This window comes from Methylobrevis albus, from assembly GCF_015904235.1.
GTDB lineage: Bacteria > Pseudomonadota > Alphaproteobacteria > Rhizobiales > Pleomorphomonadaceae > Methylobrevis_A > Methylobrevis_A albus.
Window position 1 is genome coordinate 1 of the sequence record NZ_JADZLT010000043.1, and the last position, 23,405, is coordinate 23,405.

Here is a 23,405-nt window from a genome sequence, read left to right on the forward strand (position 1 = left end):
ACGACCCAGGGACCGGCGGTCGCGCATCCGACGCCGCACCTGGCACTGTACCAGAGGACGGCAGAGGTAACTTACAAGGGACAGGGAGGGGGGAGCCCCACGGCACCACACAACCCTCACCCCACCTTCTCCGTAAAGATCTCCGCGATCGGCACGGTTTCCCCGGCCCGGTACACCCGGCACCAGTGCGCGATCCCTGCGGCCGTCTCGCGCGCGGCCGCGATCACCACCTGCAGGGTCTCGCCCGGCTCGATGTTGCCGCGGAACACCAGGTCGCGCCGCCGCGTCGCAAGCCGACGCGTCGGTTCGCGGAATTGTTGCCATTCGGCGCGGTCGGCGAAGGCCTGGAAACTCGCGAAATAGAGAAAATCCGCGCCGTTGAAATCGAGCGACGGGCACGGGTCGACGCCGAGCCGCGCAATCTCGCCGGCCTCCACGGCGGCAAAGCCCATGTGCGTGCCGAACCCGCCCGACCGGATCGCCGCCGCCCGGCGGACGAGGCCGGTGGCGTCGGCGACCGGCTCTGAAAAGCCCGGCAGTTCGAGCCGCGCGATCGAGCGGTTTCGGCCGTCCTCGGTGCGGTGCACGAACACCGAGACCATCGTAACCGTTGCGATCGTCTCGCTGTCACGACAAAAGCTTTGCCGGCTCATGAACTGCGTGCGCGACACACGCACGAGCTCCGCCCGCACCGTCAGCACGTCGTTCTCGCGCGCCCGGCCGAGGTCGCCCTCGACCGAGACCGCGTTGAAGGCGGCATAGACCGGGCGATCGTCGCCGTCGCGGAAGTCCGGCACCGGGCGGCCGGCGGCGCGGGCGAGCAGCAGCCAGTGGCGGTGGCCGCAGTCCTTCAACAGCCAGTTTTCCGACAGCCCGCCGAGCGCCAGCTGCGGCATGCCGAGCAGGATCGTCTCCGGCGCCTCGGCCGCACTCAATGCGCCGCCGCGCGGCCGGAGCAGCGCCGACAGGCGCTGGCCGGCGGCCCCCGCGCGCAGCCCGTCGAGCAGGCGCCGCGTCTCGGGAGCGCCGAGCGGGCGCGTCACGCGCTCCTCCGCACCGGCTCGTCCGTGCCGAGTTGGGCGGCGAGATGGGCGGCGACCGCGTCGCCGAGATAGTCGGCATCGCGCCCGACGCCGACGAAGCGGCCCGAGCCCCAGGTGTGCAGCCACGGCAGGCCGAGCACGTAGACCCCGGGCACCGCGGTGACGCCGCGCTGGTGCCGAGGATAGCCCGAGCCGTCGAACAGCGGCAGGTCGACGAACGACCAGTCCGAAATGAAGCCGGTCGCCCAGACCACCGCCGAGACGCCCGACGCCGCGACGTCGAGGTCTTGCGGCTGGTCGGCCGCGGGCTGCCAGACGGGAGCGTAGCGCCCGCCGGGCGGGGCATCGATGCCGGCCTCGGCGATGTGGCGGTCGATCAGCTCGCAGATGCCGTTGTAGACCGCGTCGGCGCCGTCGAGGTTGGCGGCGAGATCGGCGCGGAAGCGCATTGCGCCGCCCGGATCGACGCCGTCGAGCCGGCCGTAGAGCCGCATGCCTTCGGCGGCGAAGCGGCGCAGATCGATGTCGCGGCCGCCGCCGCGGCCGGTGAGATAGTGGTTCGCCTTGCGGCGCACGCCGGCGCCGAGCGGATGCCGCTCGACGGGCAGTTCGTACTGGCCGAGGTCGGCGAGCCAGTCGACGGCGTCGCGGCCGCGGTAGACGCGCGGGCAGCGCGGCGCCGAGCCGGTGACGAGGTGCACGGCACGCCCGGCGAGGTGCAGGTCCTCGGCGATCTGGCAGCCGGACTGCCCCGACCCGACCACCACGACGGCGCCCTCGGGCAGGCTCTCCGCGTTGCGATAGGCGGAGGAGTGCACCTGCAGGATCCCGGTCGGCAGCCGTTCGGCGCTGCGCGGGATGTTCGGCCGGTGATAGCCGCCAACGGCGAGCACCACTGCATCGGCCGTCACGGCGCCCTCCGAGGTCTCGAGCGCGAAGCCGCCGGGCGCCGGCGCGATGCGGGTGACGGCGACGCCCTCGCGCACCGGCGCCTCGATGTGGCGGGCATAGCTTTCCACATAGGCGACGATCTCGTCGCGCGGCATGAAGCCGTGCGGGTCGGCGCCGGCATAGGCAAAGCCCGGCAGCAGGCACTGCCAGTTCGGCGTGACGAGGCAGAAACTGTCCCAGCGCTGCGTCCGCCAGGCATGCCCGACGCGGTGCTTCTCGAACACCACATGCGCGATACCGCGCACCGAAAGCTCGCGGCTCATCGCGAGCCCGGCCTGGCCGCCGCCGACGACGACCACGGGGAAATGGGGTGCCGGGGCTGTCGTCATGGCGCGATCCTCGCAGGCGAAACGGAAGGGGCCGCGGCCGGGCCGGCGCGGAGGCCGGGCATCAGGGCGACGGGTGTCGGACAGGGGGGCAGGGCGCGGCGCGAACGGGTCATTCCTCGAACCTCTCGACTGCGACTGCCGCCTCGGGCGCAAAACCCGCGGCCGCCGCCTCGATCCGGGCGAGCTGGCCAAGAGCGCGCGAGCAGGCAAAGCCGTATTTCGCCTGCACCCGGTCGCTGGCGATGGTGAGCGCGGTGCGGCTGCGGGCGAGGAAATCGTCCAGCGGATAGGACGCGCCGGGCTGCAGATGCTCCTTCACCACCAGCGAGGGCGAATAACAGGCCTCGCGGCGGCCGTCGGGCCAGCGGACGTGGAACAGCATCTCAGGCATCGAGGTGCTCCGGTTCGGCGCCGAGGCGCGGGATATGCGGCGGACAGGGCGCAAGGCCGGCGAGCCGGTGATAGGCGCCGAGATGGGCGCGGGCGGTGCGCCACCAGCCGTGCTGCGCGGCGACGCCGTCGCCGCCGGCGACCAGCACCCGGCGGATCTCGGGGGCGAGCGCCGACATGGTGGCGGCGGCGATCGAGGCGGAGCAGGCGGGGTCGCACCAGGCGACGTCGCGCTCGCCGAGATATTCGGTGAACGGCGGGATCGCCGACGTCACCACCGGCACGCCGGCGGCCATCGCCTCCAGCACGACGAGCCCGAAGCCTTCCTTAACGGACGGGAACAGCAGCACGTCGGCGAGCCGGTAGAGCGCCGGCATCTCGCCCTGGCGCAGCGGCCCGGTGACGATCACCGTGCCCTCCGGCAGCCCGGTGGCGGCGAGGCGCTCCAGAAACGCAGCGCGGTAGGCGTCGTGGTCGAGCAGCGAGGCGCCGCCGGCGATGACGAGCCGGGCCTCCGGCCGCCGGGCCCGCACCAGCAGGAAGGCCTCGAGGATCTGCAGCGTGTTCTTGCGCGCCTCGATGCCGCCGATCGCGAGCAGCACCGGACCCGCGGCGCCGGCAAGACCGAGCCGGTCCCGCAGCGGCCGATCGCTCTCGTCGGGCCGGGCTGAGAACCGCGCCCGGTCGACGCCGTTGCCGACGTTGTCCGCCGCACGGCCGAAGTCGCGCGCGAGCAGGTCGCGCCAGGTGTCGGAGACGACGAAGAGTTCATCGGCCGCGGTGATCGCCCGGAGCTGCAGACGTTGCAGGGCGGGGTCGGCGAAGGCGTCGACATGGTGCACGGTGCGGGCGAAGGCCGGAATCACACCGCGCTCCTTCAGCGTCGCCAGCGCATTCGCCGAGATGCCGTCCTGCGCGTGGTAGACGTCGAAGCCGCGGTTCGCCGCGTCCTCAAAGTGGGCGACATAGTCGCCCGCCCGCCGGCGCACCATCTCGGTGACGCTCGCGCCCGGTGCCAGCGTGGTGGCGGCGACCGAGCGGGTCCGGCAGCGCGTCTCGCGGAAGAAGCCGCGCCCGGCGGGGTCCGGCGCGTGCACCGTCACCATGTGGCCGAGCCCGGCGAGCGCGTCGCCGAGTTCGAGCGCGTGCACCACCCCGCCGCGCGGGTTGGTGGAATGGGCGAGGAGCGCGATCTTCAGCGGGCGCGGCACGGGGTCAGGCCCTCCCGCCGGGCGCGCAGCCAATCAGGCTCGCGCGGGAAAAATCCCAGATCGTCTCCACGGCGTCGCCGTCGCGGATCGTCACCAGCGGCTCGGCTGTGACCGCGCCGACATCGGCGGCGACGATGCCGCGCGCGGCAAAGCGCGCGGTGATCGCGGCGACGTTTTCGGGCGGCGCGGCGAAGATGTAGCCGAAGCTCGGAAAGGTCTGCAGCCAGCGTTCCAGCGGCACGCCGGCCGGGCGCGGTACCTTGGCGACGTCGATCGCGACGCCGACGCCGGAGGCCTCTGCCAGCATCGCGGCGGTGCCGACGATGCCGCCCTGGCTGATGTCTTTCGCCGCCGGCGCGAGGCCAGCCTCGGCGATCAGCGGCAGCAGCTCGAGATCGGCGCGCAGTCGCGCCGCCGGCGCATCGGTCGCCGCCTCGAAGTTGGCGAACGGCTCGCGGTAGCGGCCGCGCAGGTCGATCGCAGCCACCAGCCGGTGGCCGGGGCGGGCGTCGAACGAAGTGAGCAGCCGCTGCGCCCGGCCGAGCACGGCGACCGCGAGCTGGCCGCGGTCGGTGCGGCTGTTGGCGTGGCCGCCGACGATCGGCACGCCGAAGCGGGCGGAGGCGGCGGCGAGCCCGTCGAGCACGGGAGCTGCGCCCGCCTCGCCGTCGGACCAGATCGCATCGACCACCGCGATCGGCCGGCCGCCCATGGCCGCGACGTCGGAGAGGTTGACCATGACGCCGCACCAGCCGGCGAACCACGGGTCCTGCGCGACGAAGCCGTTCATGAAGCCTTCGACCGCGAGCAGCAGGAAGCCGTCGCCGTCCGGAATCGCGGCACAGTCGTCACCGACCGGGATCGCCGAGGCGCCCGAGAGGCCGAGCCGGCGCGCCACCGCGCCGATGTCGGCCTTGGCGGCCAGCCCGGCGCTGGCCTTCAGCGTCGCGGCCAGCGCCTCGAGGGCGATGACGGGCCTGAGCGCGCTCATGCGGCAACCGCCGCGCCGCGCGCCCGCGCCGGCTGCCGCCGCCCGGGCACGCTCTGCAGCGACAGGAAGCCTGTTTCCGCGTCGTCGATCGGCGGGTAATGCGCAAGGTCCGCCCGCATCCGGTGATGCGGCCGGCCGTGCAGGTCGACCACCTCCAGGGTTTCCCAGTGCACCCGGTGAAACAGCGGCGCATTCTGCGCCTGCACATGGGCGAGGAAGGTGTGACAGCCGCGGGCGTGCGCCGAGGAGACGGCGAGGCGGATCAGCGCCGCGCCCAGCGCGCCGACGCGGCGATAGGCCGGGGCGACGGCGAGCCGCGAGCCCCACCAGAGCCCGGGCTCCGGCTCGTGGATCCGCACCGTGCCGGCGACCTCGTCGTCGACGATCGAGAGGGAGGCGAGCGCCACGATCGGGATCGACACCGCGTCGATCGCGTCGCGGTCGTCGCCGCCGAAAAGGCCCTGCTCCTCGCAGAACACGCGGCGGCGCAGCTCCGCCGCGCCGCGGCGCTCCCACGGGCTGGTGGCGAACTTCACCTGATAGGCGCATGCGAGATAGGGGCGGACCGGTTCGAACATCACGGCGCCACCCCCTTTTCGTAGGCCGACAGCGCCGAGCAGGCGCCGCAGCGGCCGCAGCCGGCCTTGATGTCGGTGGCGGAAAGCCCGCCGGCGCGCACCATTTTCGAAAGCGGCCCGAGGATCTCGTGCATGAACGCCGGCGACGGCGTCGGGTGGCTTTCGAGCGGCGTGCCGGAGATCGGCACGAACGGCACTACGAAGGGATAGACCCCGAGCGCGACGAGCTTTTCCGACATGGCGAGGATCGCCTCCGCCGTGTCGCCGAGCCCGGCGAGGATGTAGGTCGAGACCTGGCCGCGGCCGAACACCGGCACCGCGGCGGCGAACGCCGCGAGGTAGCGCTCGACCGAGACCTGCGCCTTGCCGGGCATGATCCGGCTACGCACCTCCGGCGTCACCGCCTCTAGGTGCATGCCGAGCGCGTCGGCGCCGGCGTCCTTCAGGCGCTGGAACCACGCGTCGTCGTCCGGCGGCTCGGACTGCACCTGGATCGGCAGGTCGACGGCGGCCTTCACGGCGGCGGCGCTCTCGGCGAGGATTTCGCAGCCGCGGTCGCGGCCGGGCGGCGTGCCGGTGGTCATCACCATGTGCTTGACCCCGTCGAGCTCGACGGCGGCCTTGGCGACCTCGGCGAGCTGCGCCGGCGTCTTGCGCTCGATGGTGCGCCCTGCCGCGAGGCTCTGGCCGATGGCGCAGAACTGGCAGGTCTTGGTGCGGCTCTGGTAGCGGATGCAGCTCTGCAGCACCGTCGTCGCCAGCACGTCGCGCCCGTGCAGCACGGCGATCTTCGAATAGGGAATGCCGTCCGCGGTGCTGAGCCCGTAGAACTTCGGCTGCAGCGGGAAGGTCACCTCGCCGAGGCTGACGCCGTCGCGCGAGACGCGGCTGCGGCCGAAGGCGTCGGGCTTCTCGACGAGATACGGGCTCTCGAAGGCGGGCGCGGTGTGCACCGGCACCATCACCGTCATGCCGTCGACGGTCATCGCCTTGTGGTCGGAGGGACCCGCGCCGCCGCGGCGGCTGTCCGCCCCGGCCTTCGGATCAACGAGCCGGACCCCGTAGGACTGCAACTCGTTGATCAGGCGTCCGGTCGCCATCGGCGTCGGCATCTGCGGCTTCATCGCGGATCCTTTCGAGCGGGAGGTGGTCGAGCGGGTTCTGGTCGGCGGCAGGGAAGGCGGCGGCGAGGTGCATGGGCACGGCCGGCCGGGTGTCGAGATTGAGCGAGAGCAGCTCCGGCCGGGCGTAGTGGCCGACCGAATCCATCATCCGCTTGCGCTTCACGATCAGGCTCATGTCGAGGTCGGCGACGAGGACGCCCTCGCCCTCTTTCAGCGGCGGCACGAGGTGCGCGCCCTCCGGCGAGATGATCGCCGTGCAGCAGCCGCCGCGCAGCGCCCGCTGCAGCTTCTCGTCCGGCGTCACCGAGGCGATCTGCTCCTCGGTCAGCCAGCCGGTGGCATTCACCACGAAGCAGCCGGATTCCAGCGCGTGATGCCGGATCGTCACCTCCATCTGGTCGGCGAAGATCTGGCCGACCATCGAGCCCGGGAACTGCGCGACGTGGATTTCCTCGTGCTGCGCCATCAGCGCGTAGCGGGCGAGCGGGTTGTAGTGCTCCCAGCAGGCGAGCGCACCGACCCGGCCGACGGCGGTCTCGACGACCTTCAGGCCGGCGCCGTCGCCCTGGCCCCAGATCATGCGCTCGTGGAAGGTCGGCGTGATCTTGCGCCGCTTCAGCTTCAAGGTTCCGTCGGCGTCGAACACGAGCTGGGTGTTGTAGAGCGAGCCGTGGTCGCGCTCGTTGACGCCGAGCACCACGACGACGCCGAGCCGCCGCGCGGCGGCGGCCACCGCCTCCGTCACCGGCCCCGGCACCACGACGGCGTGCTCGTAGAGCCGGGCGTGCTCGGCCCCCGTCAGCACCGGCGGCAGCACGAAGGAGAAATAGGGGTACCAGGGCACGAAGGTCTCGGGAAACACCACCAGCTGCGCGCCCTTGCCCGCCGCCTCGGCGAGCGCGTTCAGCACGCGCACCAGCGTCCCGGCCCCGTCGGTGAGGTCCGGCGCGATCTGCACGGCGGCGGCGCGGACGATGATCTTCTCGGGCATCGGACGGGTCCTCTGGTTGTCAGGCGTCTTGCCGTGCTGCCTCCCCCCTCCCTGTCCCTCCCCCGCTTCGCAGGAGAGGGGACGCAGGAGGTGGGGGCGACTGCACAATCAGCGTTTCGATCCGGCGCGACCTTCGTGATGCGAAAGCCGGCGCTCCCATCGTCCCCTCTCCTGCGAAGCGGGGGAGGGACAGGGAGGGGGGAAGGCCCCGCGACGGGCCTAAGCCGCGCCGCGGAGCCGCCGCCTCACAGCGTCCAGGTGTCGAGGATGAAGGCGTTGTCGCGGCGGTGCAGCAGCACCACGTCGAGCACGTCGAGCGGATGGATCGGCTTGATGCCGGGGATCAGCGCGCCTTCGCCATGGCCGTACAGCGCCTGCAGGGCGAAGCGGCAGGCGTAGACCTTGCCGCCCTCGGCCATGAACTTGGTCAGCTGGTTGTTGAAGTTCTGGTGGCCGGGGAACGCTTCGTCGCCGAGCGTCGGGAAGCCGCGCTGCACGCCGAGCGTGACGCCGGGGCCGTAGAGCAGCACCGAGGTCTCGAAACCCTTGCGCAGCAGGCGCAGCGCCTGCAGCAGGTTGACGAGGCCGATCGAGCCTTCGAAAGCAACGGTATGGAAGGTGATCAGCGCCTTCTCTCCCGGCGCGGCCTTGACGTCCTCGAACACCTTCTCCTCGTAGTCGACGAGGAAATCACCCTTCTGGTTCGCGGGCTTCGTTACTTCCGGCATGAACGCGTCTCCTTGGAAGGCGCGGCGCCTCTGGGCACCGTCGTGGCTGCGGATCGGCCGAATGGTTGCCGAACCGCTCGCAACACTTCATCGCAAGCCCTGTGCCAAGCCCGGATCTGCACAATCCATCATCAAAAGACGCAATATCCATTCAATAATGTAGTCAATCGGGCGCGCGCTGCCGAAATCGACGGTGCGCGATCGGATGCAGATGCCGATTTGCTGGGCCGGCCTTTGCCGGACATCTGTGCAACTACGCAAGGACCGTGGACTGGGCGACCGTTCAACGCTGGCTTTTCGCCACTGGCCACCAAATTGCATGCATTCAATTTTGCGGACGCGGCCGGAACTCGCCGGCGCACCGCGATGCATGGACCTGAGGAGGGGATCAACCCGTGTCGGATGCCTGGACGCCGGACCTCGAAGCGAGCGGCAAGCCGCACTACCTCGCGATCGCCGATGCGATCGCCGAGGACATCCGCACCGGCCGGCTGCCGCCGGCCGCCCGGCTGCCGCCGCAGCGCCAGCTCGCCGACCGGCTCGCCATCAACTTCACCACGGTCGCCCGCGGCTATGTCGAGGCGCAGCGGCGCGGGTTGATCGAGGCGCGGGTCGGCCAGGGCACCTTCGTGCGCGCCGGCGCCCCGGCCCGGCTCGCCCCGGCGCTGGCGCGCCGCCGCGACAGCGTCGACCTCTCGATGAACCTGCCCCCCGAGCCGACCGATCCGGCGCTGCTCGCCCGCATGGCGCAGGGCCTCGCCGAGCTCGGGCCGGTGCTGTTGCCGCTGCTGCGCTACCAGGGCTTCGGCGGCTCGGCCGAGGACAAGGACGCGGCGCGGCGCTGGCTCGCCCGCCGCGGGCTGGACGCCTCCACGGAGCGCATCCTCGTCACCCCCGGCGCCCACGCCGGGCTGCTCGCCGCCTTCTCGGTGCTGACCCGCCCCGGCGACGTGATCTGCACCGAGGCGCTGACCTACCCCGGCGCCCGCTCACTCGCCGCCCAGCTCGGCCTCAAGATCGTCGGCTTGCCGATGGACGCCGAGGGCATCGACGCCGACGCCCTCGCCGAGGCCTGCGCCGCGCACGGCCCAAGGGCGCTTTACCTCAATCCGACCATGCTGAACCCGACCACGGTGACGATCTCCGAGCGGCGCCGCCTCGCGATCATCGCCGTCGCGCGCCGCTTCAGGCTGCCGATCGTCGAGGACGACGCCTATGGCCTCGTCCCGGTCGCAGGTCCCCCCGCCTTCGCGACCCTCGCGCCCGACATCACCACGCACATCTCGGGGCTCGCCAAATGCATGGGCGCCGGGCTGCGCCTCGCCTATCTCGTCGCCCCCGACGCGCGCAGCCTGTGGCCGCTGTCGGCAGCGCTGCGCACCGCGACGGTGATGGCCTCGCCGATCACCACGGCGCTCGCGACGCGCTGGATCGACGACGGCACCGCCGACGACATCCTCGGCTTCATCCGCAGCGAATCCGTCGCGCGCCAGCAGATCGCCGCCGAAGTGCTGCCGCCCGGCAGCTACCGCGCCGACCCCGAGGGCTTCCATCTCTGGGTGGAACTGCCACCGGCGTGGAGCCGCTCGACCTTCGCCGCGCACCTCGGCGGCACCGGCATCGGCCTCGTGCCGAGCGACGCCTTCGCCACCTTCGAGGGGCCGCCCGAAGCGGTGCGCGTCTGCCTCGGCGGCGCCGCCGACCGCGCGACGGTGCGCCGGGCGCTCGAATACATGGCGCACGGCCTCGCCGAAGCCCCGGCGCGTGCGTCGGCGTTTCTTTGAGGCGATCGTTCGCGGAGGGGATACCTGCGGCCGCGCCGGCCGGTCGAACGCCGGTTCCATGCGGTGCCATCCGAGGCCGACTACCGCCGCCGAACCCGACGCGAAGGTCTCGGGTGGCGCCCTGGCCCCGCGCCCGTCCGCGTCCGCTCAGATCCTGAGCGCGGCGAGTTCCCCGGCGCGCCGCGGGGCGTCGCCGGCGAGGAAGAATTCGTCGAGCTGCGGCGGCGGCACCCGGGTGCCGGCGAGCATCGCGTGCGCCTGGCCGCGGTGGTGGATCTGGTGCACGAAGAGGTGCGCCAGCGTCGCGCCGACCGCTTCGTGGAAGAGGCCGGCCGGGCCGCGGTCGATCACCACGATGGCACTGAGCCGGTCGTCGGACAGGCCGCGGCAGAAGCCGAGCAGGCGCGCATCCTCCGCCCGCTGCGCCGTGTGCAATTCGGCGACCGAGGCGTGCAGGATCTCGTCCTCCGCGCCGTCCGGAAAGACCGAGTGCCCCTCGAGCGCATCGAGATAATAGCGGTCGACCGCGAGCAGGTGGTTGAGCGTCCGCTGCAGCGACGGAAAGAAACTCGTCCGCGTCGCCGCGAACTCCGCCTCGTCAAGCCCGAGGCAAGCGGTGAGCAGGCGTTCGTTGGACCACGCGTTGTTGCGGGCCATATCCACGAAGTGGGTGCAAAGGGGCATATCTGTTCTTCTTACGTTCCAGTCAGGCTGGACTCTCTCCCGCCGGCTGTCAAGCCGTTTCGCGCGGAAATCGGGGAATCAGCGCCGCCGGACGCCGAGGCCCTGCACGAGCCCCACGCCGGCGAGCGCCAGCGCGAAGCCGGCGAACTGGATCGGCGTCAGCGCTTCGCCGAACAGAATGAAGGCGAGCAGCGCGGCGACCGGCGGCACGAGCAGCATCAGCGCCGTCGTCCGCGTCGCGTCGCCGCGCCGGACCAGCAGGATCAGCAGCCCGGTGCCGCCGAGCGACAGCACGCCGACCGCCCAGGCGAGCGCCAGCCACAGCGCCGCCGAGCCGTCCCAGTGCGGCGTGCCGCCGGCCGCGAGGCCGATGCCGAGCATGGTCGAGGTGACCAGCGCCGCGCCGAGGTGCTGGATGGCGCCGGCGGTGAAGAGGTCGTCGCCGGCGAGCGAGGATTTCTGCACCATTGTGCCGGCGGTCAGCGCCGCGATGCTGCCGAGCCCGGCGAGCACCGGCACCAGCGACAGCTCGGCGGCGGCAAGCCGCGGTGCCAGCACCAGCGCGACCCCGGCGAGACCGATCGCGAGGCCGACCGCCGTCACCGGCCCGATCCGCCGGCCGAACAGCGCGGCCGCGGCGATCGCGGTGAGCAGCGGCTGCAGCGCGCCGATCAGCGCCATCACCCCGGCGGCGAGCCCGTGCGCCACCGCCCACCAGCTAGCGCCGAGATAGACGCCGGTCATCAGCCCGCCCGCGACGAGATGCTTGACGAGCGCCGGCCCCCGCGGCCACGCCGCCCGCCGGGCGAGCACCGCGAACAGCGCGGCGGCCAGCACGAAGCGGACGGTGAGGAACAGCGCCGGATCGGCATGATCGGCCACCAGCCGCGCCGCGACGAAGCCGGTCGACCAGATCAGCACGAAGACGAAGGGAAGCATGAACGGTCCGCCGCCGGGTCATGGATGACGCCGGCGAAGCGGCGGAGCGTCTGTAGACCACGTCGGGGCAGGGGCTGCAAAGATGGCCCGACGCAGGGCTGCCCGCCGGGATGCGCGACGCGGGGAGGGAACTGTAGGCCCCGGGGTGGGGCATCGAGGAAACTCCGTCCCCTCCGGGGGCGTCATCCCCGCGAAGGCGGGGATCCGACTTTCAGCCGGGGGAGGACCACCGAGGGCACCCCTTCCCCTCCGCGGTCGTCATCCCGCGAAAGCGGGGATCCGACTTTCGGCAGGGGGAGGACCATCAAGGGCACCCCTTCCCCTCCGCGGTCGTCATCCCCGCGAAAGCGGGGATCCAACTTTCGGCCGGGGGAGAACTCTCGGAACGGTGTGGTGTCGCGGAGTGCATCGCGCGGCGCTGGCTGTGCCCTACCGCCTCTCCGCCCTCGCGGAGGGTTGGATCCCCGCTTTCGCGGGGATGACGACTGAGAAGGGGTGGGGGGAAGCGCTGATGGGTGGTGCCCGGCGAACAGGGTGGTGCGCCGGCCGCGCTCCCCACACCCGATTGCCTTTCTATCGTCATCACCGGGCTTGACCCGGTGACCCACTCGCCTCGCGGCGCAGAACAGGGACGCAATCGAAAATCGCCGACGAATCATCACGATAGCCCGGCGTGAGCGGCCAGAGGATTGGGTTGCCGGGTCGAGCCCGGCAATGACGGGGGAGGGGTGGTGCCCGGCGAACAGGGTGGGGCGCCGACCGCGCTCTCAAAAATCGAGTGCCTGTCCATCGTCATCACCGGGCGTGACCCGGTGCCCCCGGGGGGGGGGAGGGGTGGTGCCGGTGAACAGTTGGGGCGCCGACCGCGCTCCCAAAAACCGATTGCCTTTCCATCGTCATCACCGGGCTTGACCCGGTGACCCACTCGCCTCTCAGCGCGGGACAGAGGCACGATCTGGAAACCGTCGACGAATCATCACGATAGCCTAACGTGGGCGAGGAGGGGATTGGGTTGCCGGGTCGAGCCCGGCAATGACGGGGGGAGGGTTGGTGCCCGGAGAACAGTGGGGGCGCCGACCGCGCGCGGGGGAGGGGTGGTGCCCGGGGAACAGGGTGGTGCGCCGAGCTCCCCATACGCCCGCCTCTCCCCTCGCGCCGATCTCCCCTTGCGCCGACCCCGCGCCCGCCCCGCTACCGCTTCAGCACGCCGATCGCCCGCAGGTGCGCGAGGATCTCCGCCGCCGCCTCGGCGGGGTCGGGGGCGACCAGCACGCGGCCGCCGCCGCTCGCCGCTTCGGTGGCGGCCTTCAGCCGGTCGGCGGCGCTGGCGCCGGCGGCGGCTTTGGCGATCAGCTTCGGGCGCTTGCGGTAGGGCCGCTCCTCGAACGGCGCCGCCGGCGCGGGCGCGTCGGCGGCGAACGCCGGCAGCCGCTCGATCGTGCCGCTGCGCCGGCGGCCGAAGGCGAACGGCAGCGGCGGCGGGGCGGAGGGGTGCACCGTCACCACCGCCGGCAGCGCGAGTTCGACGCGCCGGCGCGCGCCGCGGCCGAGCGCCTGCTCGGCGACCAGCCCGTCGCCATCCGAGGCGAGAGCGACGGCATCGGCGACGATCGGCCGGCCGAGCCGTGCGGCCAGCGCATAGGGCAGCAGGCCGGCGTCCTCGCCGCCCTGGCCGCGGTTGCCGGCGAGCACGAGGTCGGGGGCGAGCCGCCGCACGGCGGCCTCGAGCGCGCCGAGCGGATCGGCGTCCGGCGCCAGCGGCTGCAGGTGCAGGCGGGCGAGGCCGTGGCCGAGCGCGTCGGCGACGGCGTCGGCGTCCGGCCCGGCGTGCAGCCCGGCGAGGTCCGCGCCACCGAGCGAGGCGCCGAGCCGGACGGCGGCGAGTTCCACCGGCACCGGGCCGGCACGTCCCGAAGCCGGGTGGCGCCCGGCGGAGAGCAGCACCAGCACCTTCATTCGGCGGCCTCCCGGTCCCGGCCCGCCGCCGCCTGTTCGGCGGCGAGCGCCGCGAGCAGCGCGGGCATCACGGCCTGCGCGTCCGCAACGATGGCGAGCCCCGCCCGCTCGATCATCGCGGCATGCAGGTCGGTATTCACGGCGACGACGTGCTCGCAGCCGGCGACGCCCTGCAGGTGCTGCGGGGCGCCGGCGATGCCGAGCGCGAAATAGCAGGCGGCGTCCAGCACCGTGCCCGATGCGCCGACCTGCGCCGACCGCGGCATCAGCCCGGCGTCGCAGACGACGCGGCTCGCGCCCGGCGTCGCGCCGAGCGCCGCGACGAGGTCGCGGAACGCGGCAAAATCGCTGATGCCGTTGCCGGCCGAGACCACGAATTCGGCCTCCGCCAGCGACACCGCGGCCGGGTCGGCGGCGATGCGGCGGGCGGCGCGGATGCCGCGCGTCACCTCCGGCGCGTGCCCAAGCCCGGCGTCGGCGGCGGCGAGGCTCCGCGCCTCGTGCAGCGGGCCGGCATGGGGCGCGACGGCGTCGGCGGCGAGCGTCAGCAGCCGCGGCGGCGCGGCGCGGCGCTCGGTGCGGCGGGCGCGGGCGGCGCGGGTCACGGTGGTCGCGGTCAGGCTCTCGGCGCCGGCGAACAGCCCCTCGCCGAGCCGCGCGGCGACGCGGCGGGCGAGGTCGCCGCCGTCGGCGGTCTCGGCGAAGACGAGGTGGCGCAGGCCGAGGGTTTCCGCGGCGGTCGCGAGAACTGCCGCGAGGCCCTCGGGGTCGTAGTCGCCGGTGATGAGGTCGCCGAGCGGCAGCACCCGGTCGGCGCCGACGGGCCCGAGGTCGCCGGCATCCGCGACGGTGAACGCGACCACGGCGCCTTCACCGAGTTCCGGATGGCCGTCGGCGAGCAGCCGCGCGGCGCCGAGCACCTGGCGCGCGTGCGGCGTCGGCCGGCCGGCGCTGGTCTCGATCACGGCGCCGACGAGGAAGGCGGGGGCGGCGATGGTGCGCAGCCGCTGTGCCGGCGCGCTCGCCTCGGCGACGACCTGGCCGGGGCCAGATGCGCCGCCGCGATGGGCGCGATCCATGCGTAGCCGGGCGCCGCCCGGGATGCGCTGCCGGTCGGCCTCGCCGCGCGGGTCGCGCCGCGGCCGGCCGCTCGGGCCGGTCGCCGCCGCGCCCCTCGCCTCGGCCCCGAGGTCGAAGCGCGGCCGCCGGCCGCCAGTGACCGCCGTGGCGGCTTTCTCGCCGCGCGGATCGCGCCGCAGGCGTCGCGGGGCGCTCATGCCACCGGCTCCGGCTGGCGTTGCCGTGCTGGAGCCGCTGCCGGTGGAGCTGCCTCGACGGCGGCGAGCAGCAGTTCGGCGATGTCGCGCACCTCCGGCCGCGCGCCGGTGACGCCTTCGAGCATCGCGGTGCAGGTCGGGCAGGCGACGGCGACGATGGCGGCGCCGGTCTCGGACGCCTGGCCCATGCGGAGGTCCGGGATGCGGCGCTCGCCCTCGATATCGGCGACCGGCGCGCCACCGCCGCCGCCGCAGCACATCGACCGCTTGCCGGACCGCGCCATCTCGCGCCGCTCGAGGCCGAGCCGGTCGAGCAGCCGCCGCGGCGCTTCGGTCTCGCCGTTGTAGCGGCCGAGGTAGCAGGGATCGTGATAGGTCACCGCGCCCGGCAGCGCGGCGCCGAGGTCGCCGACGGCGAGCCGCCCGCCGGCGACGAGCTCGTCGAGGAAGCTCGAATGGTGCACGACCTCCAAGTGCCCGCCGAAGGCCGGGTACTCATTGCGGATCACGTGCAGCGCGTGCGGGTCGGCGGTGAGGATGCGGCCGAAGCGGTGGCGCGACAGGGTGGCGATGTTGGCGCGGGCGAGATCCTGGAACGTCGCCTCGTCGCCGAGCCGGCGGGCGAGGTCGCCGCAGTCGCGCTCCTCGGCGCCGAGCACCGCGAAATCGACCTGCGCCGCGCCGAGCAGCCGCACCAGCGCGCGCAGCGTGCGGCCGTAGCGCAGGTCGTAGGCGCCCTCGCCGAGCCAGAGCAGCACCTCGGCCGGCCTGGCCTCCGCCGGCCGGTCCTGGATCTTCGGCAGCGCGAGGCCGGCGGCGAAATCGCCGCGCGCGGCGAGCGCCCGCCCGCCGGGCTCCTCGGCCTGGCGGAGATCGAGCAGCGGCTGCACGGCCTTTTCAGGGACTGCGCCGAGCTCCATGGTCTGGAACCGGCGGAGGTCGACGATGGCGTCGACGTGCTCGATCATCATCGGGCATTCCTCGACGCAGGCGCGGCAGGTGGTGCACGACCAGATCGTGTCCGGGTGCACCATCGCGCCGAGCCCGACGATCGGCAGCTCCGGCCCGCCGACGCCGGCAACCGGCCGGGCGTTCGGATAGGGGCTGCCCGCATAGGGTGCGCCGCCGGGCGCGAGGCTGCCGACGAGATCCTGGATCAGCTTCTTCGGGTTCAGCGGCTGGCCGGCGGCAAAGGCCGGGCAAGCGACCTCGCAGCGACCGCACTGGATGCAGGCGTCGAAGCCGAGCAGCCGGTTCCAGGCAAAATCCGCTGGCGTCTCGGCGCCGAGTTTTTGGGGGGCGGCGAGATCGACCGGGTGCAGCGCCGTCTCGCGGCCGCCCTCGAAGCGGTCGCTGCGCGGATGGGCGGCGAGATGCAGCGCGCCGGCGAACACATGCCGCATCGGCCCGTCGCCGAGGAGATAGACAAGCACGGCGGCACCCGCTGCGGCCAGCGCGACGCCGAGCCAGCCGAGGGCGGCGAAGCCGGGGCCGGCGAGGATCGCAATCCCGACCAGCAGCCCGCCGCCGGCATAGGCGGTGAGCGCCGGCGGCACCAGCCTGAACCGCCCGCCCGAGAGCCGCGCCGGCTTCACCGGCGACCGCCGCCGCCCGACCATCACGCCGCCGGCGAGCGCGGCTGCGAAGGCGAGCGCGAGCAGGGCGCCGTAAACGGGGGAGTGGCCGAGGGCCGGCACGAGGCCGAACACGCCGAGCACGCTCGCCGTGATCAGCCCACCGGCGGCGATCGCATGCATGCGGGCGGCATAGGGGTCGCGGGCGACGACGTCGTGCACGTCGTGCAGGTAGCGGCGGGGGAGGGCTTTCAGACCGGCGAGCCAGTCGACATGAGCCGGGCGGCCGCGGCGCCAGAGGCGGGCCCGGCGGAGCGCCTGCGCGACCGCGAGGGCGGCGAGGATGAGGACGAGGAGGGCGAGGGTGGGGGCGGGGGTCATGGCGTCGGCATCGCGTCTGGCGTATGCGGCAAGCGCCGGCCGCGGGGTGAGTCCCCCCCTCCCTGTCCCTCCCCCTCGAGGGGGGAGGGGACGGCAACTACGAAGGTTGCCGGCTGGGCGAGGGTGGCTTGAGCAGGCCGCGTGACAGAAGGTAGCCAGTCAGCAGAGCGCCGGCCGCATGGGTCCCCTCCCCCCTCGAGGGGGAGGGACAGGGAGGGGGGGAGTTCCCGCACGGCAAGGCCTCCGACCGTCATCCCTCACATGTCCTTCACCAGCCGCAGCGCATCGAAGATCGCCGCGTGGATGTTCCGTCCCGCCACCGCGTCGCCGATGCGGTAGAGCTGGTAGCCCGCGCCCGCCGGCCACGGCTGCGGCCGGCCGGCGATCATGGCGTCGAAGTCGGTGACACCGCGGTTGACCGCGCCGGCTTTGAGCTCGAAGAACAGCGCATCGACCGGCAGCGTGCCGGCGTCGATCACGACGCGGTCGACGACGCGCTCTTCCTCGGCGTCGGTCATCGTGTTGCGCAGCACGGCGATCAGCCGGTTGCCTTCCGGGTAGACCTCCATCAGCTCCATGTTCGGCGTCATCACCACGCCGAGCTTGTAGAGCTCGCGCAGGTGGATCGGCTGGTTGGTGGTGCCGACCTCTTCGGCCACCATGCGGTCGTGCGTCGCGACCTCGACGAGGCAGCCGCGTTTTGCCAGCGCTTCGGCCGTGGACGAGGCGTTGTGGCCGCCGATCTCGTCGTAGACGAGCACGGTGCCGGTCGGCTCGACCGCCCCGGTCAGCACGTCGTGCGTGGTCGCGACGTGCTCGGTGCCGGCGAGATGGCCCTTCGAGGCGGTGCCGCCGGTGGCGATGATCACCACGTCGGGCGCCTCGGCCGCAACCAGCGCCGGCGTCGCCGCGGTGCCGAGGCGGAGGTCGACGCCCTTTTTCAGCACCTGGCCGTGCAGCCAGCGCGGAATGCCCGACAGCGCCTCGCGCCACGTCGCCTTGGCGGCGACGTTGACCTGGCCGCCGACGGTTTTTTCCTTTTCGAACAGCACCACCTTGTGGCCGCGCTCGGCGGCGACGCGGGCGGCCTCCAGCCCGGCCGGCCCGGCGCCGACCACGACGATCTTGCGCGCCGTCTCCGCCTTGGCGATCACGTGCGGCATCGTCGCCTCACGCCCCGTGGCGGCGTTCTGGATGCAGAGCGCGTCGCCGCCGACGTAGATGCGGTCGATGCAGTAGCCGGCGCCGACGCATTGCCGGATGTCGTCGGCGCGGCCCTCGGAGAGTTTCTTGACGAGGTGCGGGTCGGCGATGTGGGCGCGGGTCATCGCGATCATGTCGACGTGGCCCTCGGCGACCGCGCGGGCGCCGGTGGCGAGGTCCGTCACGCGCTGGGCGTGGAACACGGCGACGTCGACCTCGCGCTTGATCGCGCTCGGCAGGTACAGGAAAGGCGCCACCGGAAACGACATGTTCGGCAGCGAGATCGCGTGGGCGATGTGGTCGCGCGCCTGGCCGCCGACGATGTTGAGGAAGTCGACGAGGCCGCGCCGGGCGTATTCGGTGGCGATCCGCAGGCAGTCCTCGGCGGGCAGCCCGTCGGGGATCATCTCGTCGCCCGACATGCGGATGCCGATGACGAAGTCGTCGCCGGCCGCCTCGCGCATCGCGCTGAGCACCTCGATGCCGAAGCGCATGCGGTTCTCGAGGCTGCCGCCGTACTTGTCGCTGCGCCGGTTCACCGACGGCGACCAGAACTGGTCGACGAGATGGCCGTGCGCGGCGGAAATTTCGCAGCCGTCGAGCCCGCCCTCCCGGCAACGCCGCGCGGCGCTGGCAAAGCCCGCGACGATGCGGTCGATGTCCTCCTGCTCCAGTTCCTTCGGCACGGTGCGCGAGGCCGGCTCGCGCCGCGGCGAGGCGGAGACCGTCGGCAGCCAGTGCTCGGTGTCCCACTTGGTGCGCCGGCCCATGTGGGTGAGCTGGATCATCAGCTTGGCGCCGTGCCGGTGCACCCGGTCGGCAAACTGCTGGAAGTAGGGGATCACGCTGTCGTCGGCGACGGAGATCTGGTTCCACGGCGCCGCCGGGCTGTCGACGGCGACCGACGACGAGCCGCCGAACATGGTCAGCCCGATGCCGCCCCGGGCCTTTTCCTCGTGGTAGAGCTGGTAGCGCTCCTGCGGCTTGCCGTCCTTGCCGTAGCCCGGCGCATGGCTCGTCGACATCACGCGGTTGCGGATGGTGAGGCCGCGGATCGTCAGCGGTTTCAGGAGGGCGTCGGCGTTGGCGATCATGGGGAGCCCAGGGGTTTTCGGCGTTGCTCGGATGGTCTCGGGTCAGTCCGCGGGACGGATCAGGGTGCTTCCGGCCGACGGCGCGCAGCCGGCGGCCCGCGGCGGGCCGGGCAGCGTGACGCCGCAGCGGTAGCCCGAGCTGCGCACGTCGACACTGCCGTCCGGGGCGGACGACACCGTCGCCGTGCCGACCCCGCCGCCGACGGCGCAGCCGGCGAGGGTGAGGGCGAGGAGGAGGGCGGTGATCGGGTGCATGGCGGTGGTCCTGGGTTCAGATTGCGGGTGTCGACAGGCTCTGCCGTGTTGCGAGGCTGCTGCCCCCTCCCTGTCCCTCCCCCGCTTCGCAGGAGAGGGGACGCAGGAGGAGAGGGCGTCTTCCTCACCTGCGCTTCGGTTCGACGCGACCGGCGTTGTCCGAAGGCCCCATCGCCCATCGTCCCCTCTCCTGCGAAGCGGGGGAGGGACAGGGAGGGGGGAAGCCCCACGGCAAAGCCCGAGCCCCAGCCCCTACTTCTCGATCACCAGATCACTCGTCGGCTTCGCGCAGCAGATCAGCACCAGCCCCGCGTCGATCTCGCGCTGGCGGATGCCGCCGGCGTGCTTCATCTCCACGGTGCCGGAGACGAGCTTCGACTTGCAGGTGCCGCACATGCCCTTGGTGCAGGACGACGGCAGCCGCATGCCGGCCCGGCGCGCCGCCTCCAGCACGAAGACGTCGGCGGGCACCTCGACCACCCGCTTCGATTTCGCGAACTCGACCTTGTAGACCGGCACCGTCGCCACCGCCGGGCCCGCCTCGATCGCCGCCTCCGCGGCGATCACCTCGGCGGCGACCTCGGGTTCGGCGGCGGCGAGCTCGGCGAAGTTGAAGCTCTCCTCGTGGTGCCGCGCCATGTCGAAGCCGGCGTCCTTCAGGATCGTCCGCGCCGCCGCCATGAACGGCGACGGGCCGCAGACGAACACCTCGCGCTGCATGAAATCGGGCGCGATCTCTTTGAGCAGCGCCGGCGTCAGCCGGCCGCGGAAGCCGGACCAGCGTTCGAACGGCGCGTCGCCTTCGCAGATCGGCGCGAAGCGGAACGACGGCTGGTTGCGCGCCATCAGGCCGAGCTCGTCGCGGAACACGATGTCGGCCGGCGTGCGCGCCGCGTGCACGAAGACGATGTCGCGCGCCTCGGCGAGGTCGTGGAAGCTGCGCGCCATCGACATCAGCGGGGTGATGCCGCTGCCGCCCGACAGGAACAGGTATTTCGGCGCCGGATGCGCGAGGCAGGTGAAATCGCCCATCGGCCCGACGGCGCGGATCTCGGAGCCGGCGACCAGCGTGTCGTGCAGGAAGTTCGACACCGGCCCGCCCGGCACCCGCTTCACGGTGATCGCGATCGTGCCCGGCCGCGTCGGTGCGGAGGCGATCGTGTAGCAGCGGTTCAGCTTCTCGCCGCCGACCTCGAGCTCGAGGGTGAGGAACTGGCCCGGCTGGTAGGCGAAGCGGCGCGGCGTCTTCGGCGCCAGCACGAAGGTCTTCACGTCGTGGGTTTCGGGGCGGACCTGGCGGACGACGAGCACGTCGTCCTCCTCCGGGTTCCACAGCGGCAGCGCGGGGTCGAGGAAGCCGGCGATCGCCTCGCCGGTCCCCGCGGTCACGGCATCCGCCATCTCAGCGGCCGATGCCGACGTAGTCCGCCATCCGGCCGACGTACCAGTTGCAGAAGCGGTCGACGAGCACCTCGGTGTGCGGCGAGTAGGGGCCGGGCTCGTAGGCCGGGCTGCGCGCGCCGCTGTGGCAATAGCCGACGAGGGTGGAATCCTGGTCGTTGGTCGCTTCCCAGACCGCCTTCAGGTTCTCGACCGTGTAGTCGACGCCCTCGACCGCATCCTTGTGCACCAGCCACTTGGTGCGCAGCAGCGAGTGCTCGGCATCGAGCGGCAGCACCGAGAAGGTCACGGCGTGGTCGGCCATGAAATGGTGCCAGGAGTTCGGCTGCGTCCAGAAGTGCAGCGCGCCCGACTTCGGGTCGTTGAAGCGGCCGAGCAGCTTGCGGCAGGCCGACTTGGTGTCGAGCGTGTGCGATTCCGCGTCGCCGTCGAGCGGCAGGCGCTCGGTGCGGAAGCCGGTCACCATGTCGTCGAGATGCTCGATGCAGCGCGAGGGAAAGCCCGAGGCCTCCCAGGCGCCATGGTTGTCGGTGACGAGGCAGGCGTAGCGCTCGGCCTGGGCGCGGCCGGCCTCGTCGAGCTGCTCGGGCGCGAAGCCGAAGCCCTCGGCGAACAGCGGCACGGTGAGTTCGGGATGGTTGCCCGCGCAGTGATAGCACTCGCGGTTGTTCTCCATCGTCAGCTTCCAGTTTCCCGGCTCGACGATGTCCATCTCGAACGCGACCTTGGTGTTGCGCAGCTCGTGCGGCGCGAGATACGGCGCCATCTGCGCCGCCATCACGTCGAAGTCGGCCGGGGGATCGTCGGAGAGGCAGACGAACAGCAGCCCTTCGAGCGAGCGGACGTGCACCGGCTTCAGCCCGTGGCAGCCGGCGTCGAACTCGGGGCCCATGTGCTCGGCATAGAGCAGCTTGCCGTCGAGGCCGTAGGTCCAGGCGTGGTAGCGGCAGACGAGGTTGCCGACGCTGGTCTTGTAGTCGTGCACCAGCCGCGCGCCGCGGTGACGGCAGACGTTGTGGAAGGCGGTGACGCTCATGTCGTCGTCGCGCACGATCACCACCGAGGTGGTGCCGATGTCGACCACCATGGCGTCGCCCGGCTCGGCGACGTCGGGCTCGACGCCGACGAAGATCCAGTGCCGGTGGAAGATCGCCTCCATGTCGGCGGCGAAGATCTCCGGCGAGAGGTAGAACGGCGCCTCGAGCGAATAGCCGGGGCGGCGGCGGCGGATCAGTGCCTCGAGCGGCGTCTGGGTCCTGTCCAGCATGACGATCTCCATCCCGAACGACCGGGTCCCCTTTTGGTTTTATCCGGCGTCGAACTGCAGCGAATGTGGGGACGAAGGCCGCTGCGCGACTTTGCTGAAAGCGACATGGCCCCCGCCCGATGCGACATCCGGCGCCGGGGCCCTCTTGCCGTTCGCAGACCGAATCCTACTCGAACACCCGGCTCCCGGCGAGACTCGGCATCGAGGCATCGAGCGCGGGGCCGGCGCTGCGCGAATCCGACGGTGTGAACCCGTGCATCGCCTTGAATTGCCGCGAAAAGTGGGCGCAGTCGGAAAAGCCGGCGTCGAGCGCGATCGCGGTCACCGAGCGGTCGGTGGTGTCGAGCAGGAAGCGGGCGTAGCGCAGCCGGAGCTGGCGATAGAACTCCGCCGGCCGCTGGCCGAGCACGGCATGGAACAGCCGCTCGAGCTGGCGCGTCGAGACGCGCACCCGGCGCGCGATGTCGGCGATCGGCAGCGGTACGGCGATGTTCTGCTCCATGAGGAGCAGCGCCCGGCGCACCCGGTCGTCGGCGACGCCCTCGGCGACGGGCGGATGCGGCTGCGCCTCCGAGGCCGAACGCGCCCGGTCGAGCAGCAGCACGTGCCGGCTCTTCTGGGCGACGGCGCGGCCGATGTGCTTTTCGATCAGCGCGGTGGCGAGATCGGCGACGCCGCCGCCGCCGGCGCAGGTGATGCGGTTGCCGTCGATGACGTAGAGCCGGTCGGCGACCGGGGCGTGATGCGGAAATTCGGTGCGGAAGTCCTGGTAGTGGTACCAGGACACGCAGCAGCGCCGCCCGGTCATCAGCCCAGCCCGGGCCAGGACAAAACTGCCCGTGCAGAGCCCGACCAGCGGCACGCCGAGCGCCGCCGCCTTCTTCAGCCAGGCGAGCGTCTCCTCGTCGAACGGCGCGCCGGTGTGCAGCAGCCCGCCGACGACGACGATGTAATCGAAGCTCGCCGGATCGCCGAGCCCGGCGGTCGGGGTGATGCCGATACCGCAGCTCGCCCGGATCGGGTCCTGCCGGCTCGACATCACCTGCCAGCGCGCCCGGATCGGCCGCGAACGGTCGCCGTCGTCGGCGGCGAGGCGCAGGTGGTCGATGAACAGCGAGAAGGCCGACAGGGTGAAATGGTTGGCGAGCAGGAAGCCGACGTCGAGGGTCGGTCCGGCGCTCGCCGCCGGCGCCTTGCCCGCCGTTCCGACCGCGCGTGCCGCCTCGGTCCGCTCCATGATCCGCATGCCGCTAC

20 protein-coding genes are annotated in these 23,405 nt (G+C 72.5%); 1 reads left to right on the forward strand and 19 read right to left on the reverse strand.

What is annotated here, in order from left to right:
- Positions 1-116: 116 nt before the first annotated feature.
- The 9 genes from I5731_RS05985 to I5731_RS06025 all read right to left on the reverse strand — a co-directional run bounded on the left by I5731_RS05985 (position 117) and on the right by I5731_RS06025 (position 8,336).
- Positions 117-1,043 (reverse strand): Pnap_2097 family protein, encoded by a 927-nt coding sequence (locus I5731_RS05985; protein WP_328838254.1) that lies wholly within the window; start codon positions 1,041-1,043, stop codon positions 117-119.
- Entirely contained in the window at positions 1,040-2,323 is a 1,284-nt protein-coding gene (locus I5731_RS05990) for an MSMEG_0569 family flavin-dependent oxidoreductase (RefSeq protein ID WP_197310467.1), read from the reverse strand. The genes I5731_RS05985 and I5731_RS05990 overlap by 4 nt, the downstream gene beginning before the upstream one ends.
- 109 nt (positions 2,324-2,432) lie before the next feature.
- On the reverse strand, positions 2,433-2,714 hold the full coding sequence (locus I5731_RS05995) for an MSMEG_0570 family nitrogen starvation response protein (RefSeq protein ID WP_197310468.1): 282 nt from the start codon (positions 2,712-2,714) through the stop codon (positions 2,433-2,435).
- On the reverse strand, positions 2,707-3,924 hold the full coding sequence (locus I5731_RS06000) for an MSMEG_0565 family glycosyltransferase (RefSeq protein WP_197310469.1): 1,218 nt from the start codon (positions 3,922-3,924) through the stop codon (positions 2,707-2,709). The genes I5731_RS05995 and I5731_RS06000 overlap by 8 nt, the downstream gene beginning before the upstream one ends.
- A gap of 4 nt (positions 3,925-3,928) precedes the next feature.
- Positions 3,929-4,915, reverse strand: coding sequence for a sll0787 family AIR synthase-like protein (locus I5731_RS06005; protein ID WP_197310470.1), 987 nt, complete (start codon positions 4,913-4,915; stop codon positions 3,929-3,931).
- Positions 4,912-5,493, reverse strand: a complete 582-nt coding sequence (locus I5731_RS06010; RefSeq protein ID WP_197310471.1) for an MSMEG_0567/Sll0786 family nitrogen starvation N-acetyltransferase — start codon at positions 5,491-5,493, stop codon at positions 4,912-4,914. The genes I5731_RS06005 and I5731_RS06010 overlap by 4 nt, the downstream gene beginning before the upstream one ends.
- On the reverse strand, positions 5,493-6,593 hold the full coding sequence (locus I5731_RS06015; protein ID WP_328838306.1) for an MSMEG_0568 family radical SAM protein: 1,101 nt from the start codon (positions 6,591-6,593) through the stop codon (positions 5,493-5,495). Before I5731_RS06015 ends, I5731_RS06010 begins: the two co-directional genes overlap by 1 nt.
- The gene (locus I5731_RS06020; protein ID WP_197310472.1) at positions 6,538-7,608 is read right to left on the reverse strand and encodes a Nit6803 family nitrilase; all 1,071 of its coding nucleotides are present in this window, start codon (positions 7,606-7,608) and stop codon (positions 6,538-6,540) included. The genes I5731_RS06015 and I5731_RS06020 overlap by 56 nt, the downstream gene beginning before the upstream one ends.
- Positions 7,609-7,853: 245 nt before the next feature.
- The gene (locus tag I5731_RS06025; RefSeq protein WP_197310473.1) at positions 7,854-8,336 is read right to left on the reverse strand and encodes an MSMEG_0572/Sll0783 family nitrogen starvation response protein; all 483 of its coding nucleotides are present in this window, start codon (positions 8,334-8,336) and stop codon (positions 7,854-7,856) included.
- Positions 8,337-8,731: 395 nt separating this feature from the next.
- Here I5731_RS06025 and I5731_RS06030 point away from each other — a divergent pair, with 395 nt between their 5' ends.
- Entirely contained in the window at positions 8,732-10,120 is a 1,389-nt protein-coding gene (locus tag I5731_RS06030; protein ID WP_197310474.1) for an aminotransferase-like domain-containing protein, read from the forward strand.
- A 147-nt stretch (positions 10,121-10,267) separates the two neighbouring features.
- Here I5731_RS06030 and I5731_RS06035 read toward each other — a convergent pair whose 3' ends face one another.
- From I5731_RS06035 to I5731_RS06080, 10 genes are all read right to left on the reverse strand, one after another.
- Positions 10,268-10,804, reverse strand: a complete 537-nt coding sequence (locus I5731_RS06035) for a DinB family protein (RefSeq protein ID WP_197310475.1) — start codon at positions 10,802-10,804, stop codon at positions 10,268-10,270.
- 78 nt (positions 10,805-10,882) lie between these two features.
- Positions 10,883-11,743 (reverse strand): DMT family transporter, encoded by an 861-nt coding sequence (locus tag I5731_RS06040; RefSeq protein ID WP_197310476.1) that lies wholly within the window; start codon positions 11,741-11,743, stop codon positions 10,883-10,885.
- A 1,191-nt stretch (positions 11,744-12,934) separates the two neighbouring features.
- On the reverse strand, positions 12,935-13,699 hold the full coding sequence (locus tag I5731_RS06045) for an adenine nucleotide alpha hydrolase family protein (RefSeq protein ID WP_197310477.1): 765 nt from the start codon (positions 13,697-13,699) through the stop codon (positions 12,935-12,937).
- Positions 13,696-14,976, reverse strand: a complete 1,281-nt coding sequence (locus tag I5731_RS06050; protein WP_197310478.1) for an electron transfer flavoprotein subunit alpha/FixB family protein — start codon at positions 14,974-14,976, stop codon at positions 13,696-13,698. The genes I5731_RS06045 and I5731_RS06050 overlap by 4 nt, the downstream gene beginning before the upstream one ends.
- Entirely contained in the window at positions 14,973-16,931 is a 1,959-nt protein-coding gene (locus tag I5731_RS06055) for a DUF3483 domain-containing protein (protein WP_197310479.1), read from the reverse strand. The genes I5731_RS06050 and I5731_RS06055 overlap by 4 nt, the downstream gene beginning before the upstream one ends.
- A gap of 257 nt (positions 16,932-17,188) precedes the next feature.
- Entirely contained in the window at positions 17,189-19,228 is a 2,040-nt protein-coding gene (locus I5731_RS06060) for an NADH:flavin oxidoreductase (protein ID WP_197310480.1), read from the reverse strand.
- A 42-nt stretch (positions 19,229-19,270) separates the two neighbouring features.
- Positions 19,271-19,483 carry a hypothetical protein gene (locus I5731_RS06065; RefSeq protein ID WP_197310481.1) on the reverse strand — a complete coding sequence of 71 codons (213 nt, stop codon included), beginning with the start codon at positions 19,481-19,483 and terminating at the stop codon, positions 19,271-19,273.
- A gap of 252 nt (positions 19,484-19,735) precedes the next feature.
- Positions 19,736-20,872: an FAD-binding oxidoreductase gene (locus tag I5731_RS06070; protein ID WP_407941824.1), complete on the reverse strand. Its 1,137-nt coding sequence runs from the start codon at positions 20,870-20,872 to the stop codon at positions 19,736-19,738.
- Positions 20,873-20,885: 13 nt separating this feature from the next.
- Positions 20,886-22,151: an aromatic ring-hydroxylating oxygenase subunit alpha gene (locus I5731_RS06075; protein WP_197310483.1), complete on the reverse strand. Its 1,266-nt coding sequence runs from the start codon at positions 22,149-22,151 to the stop codon at positions 20,886-20,888.
- Positions 22,152-22,317: 166 nt separating this feature from the next.
- The gene (locus I5731_RS06080) at positions 22,318-23,397 is read right to left on the reverse strand and encodes a GlxA family transcriptional regulator (RefSeq protein ID WP_328838263.1); all 1,080 of its coding nucleotides are present in this window, start codon (positions 23,395-23,397) and stop codon (positions 22,318-22,320) included.
- Positions 23,398-23,405 lie beyond the last annotated feature (8 nt).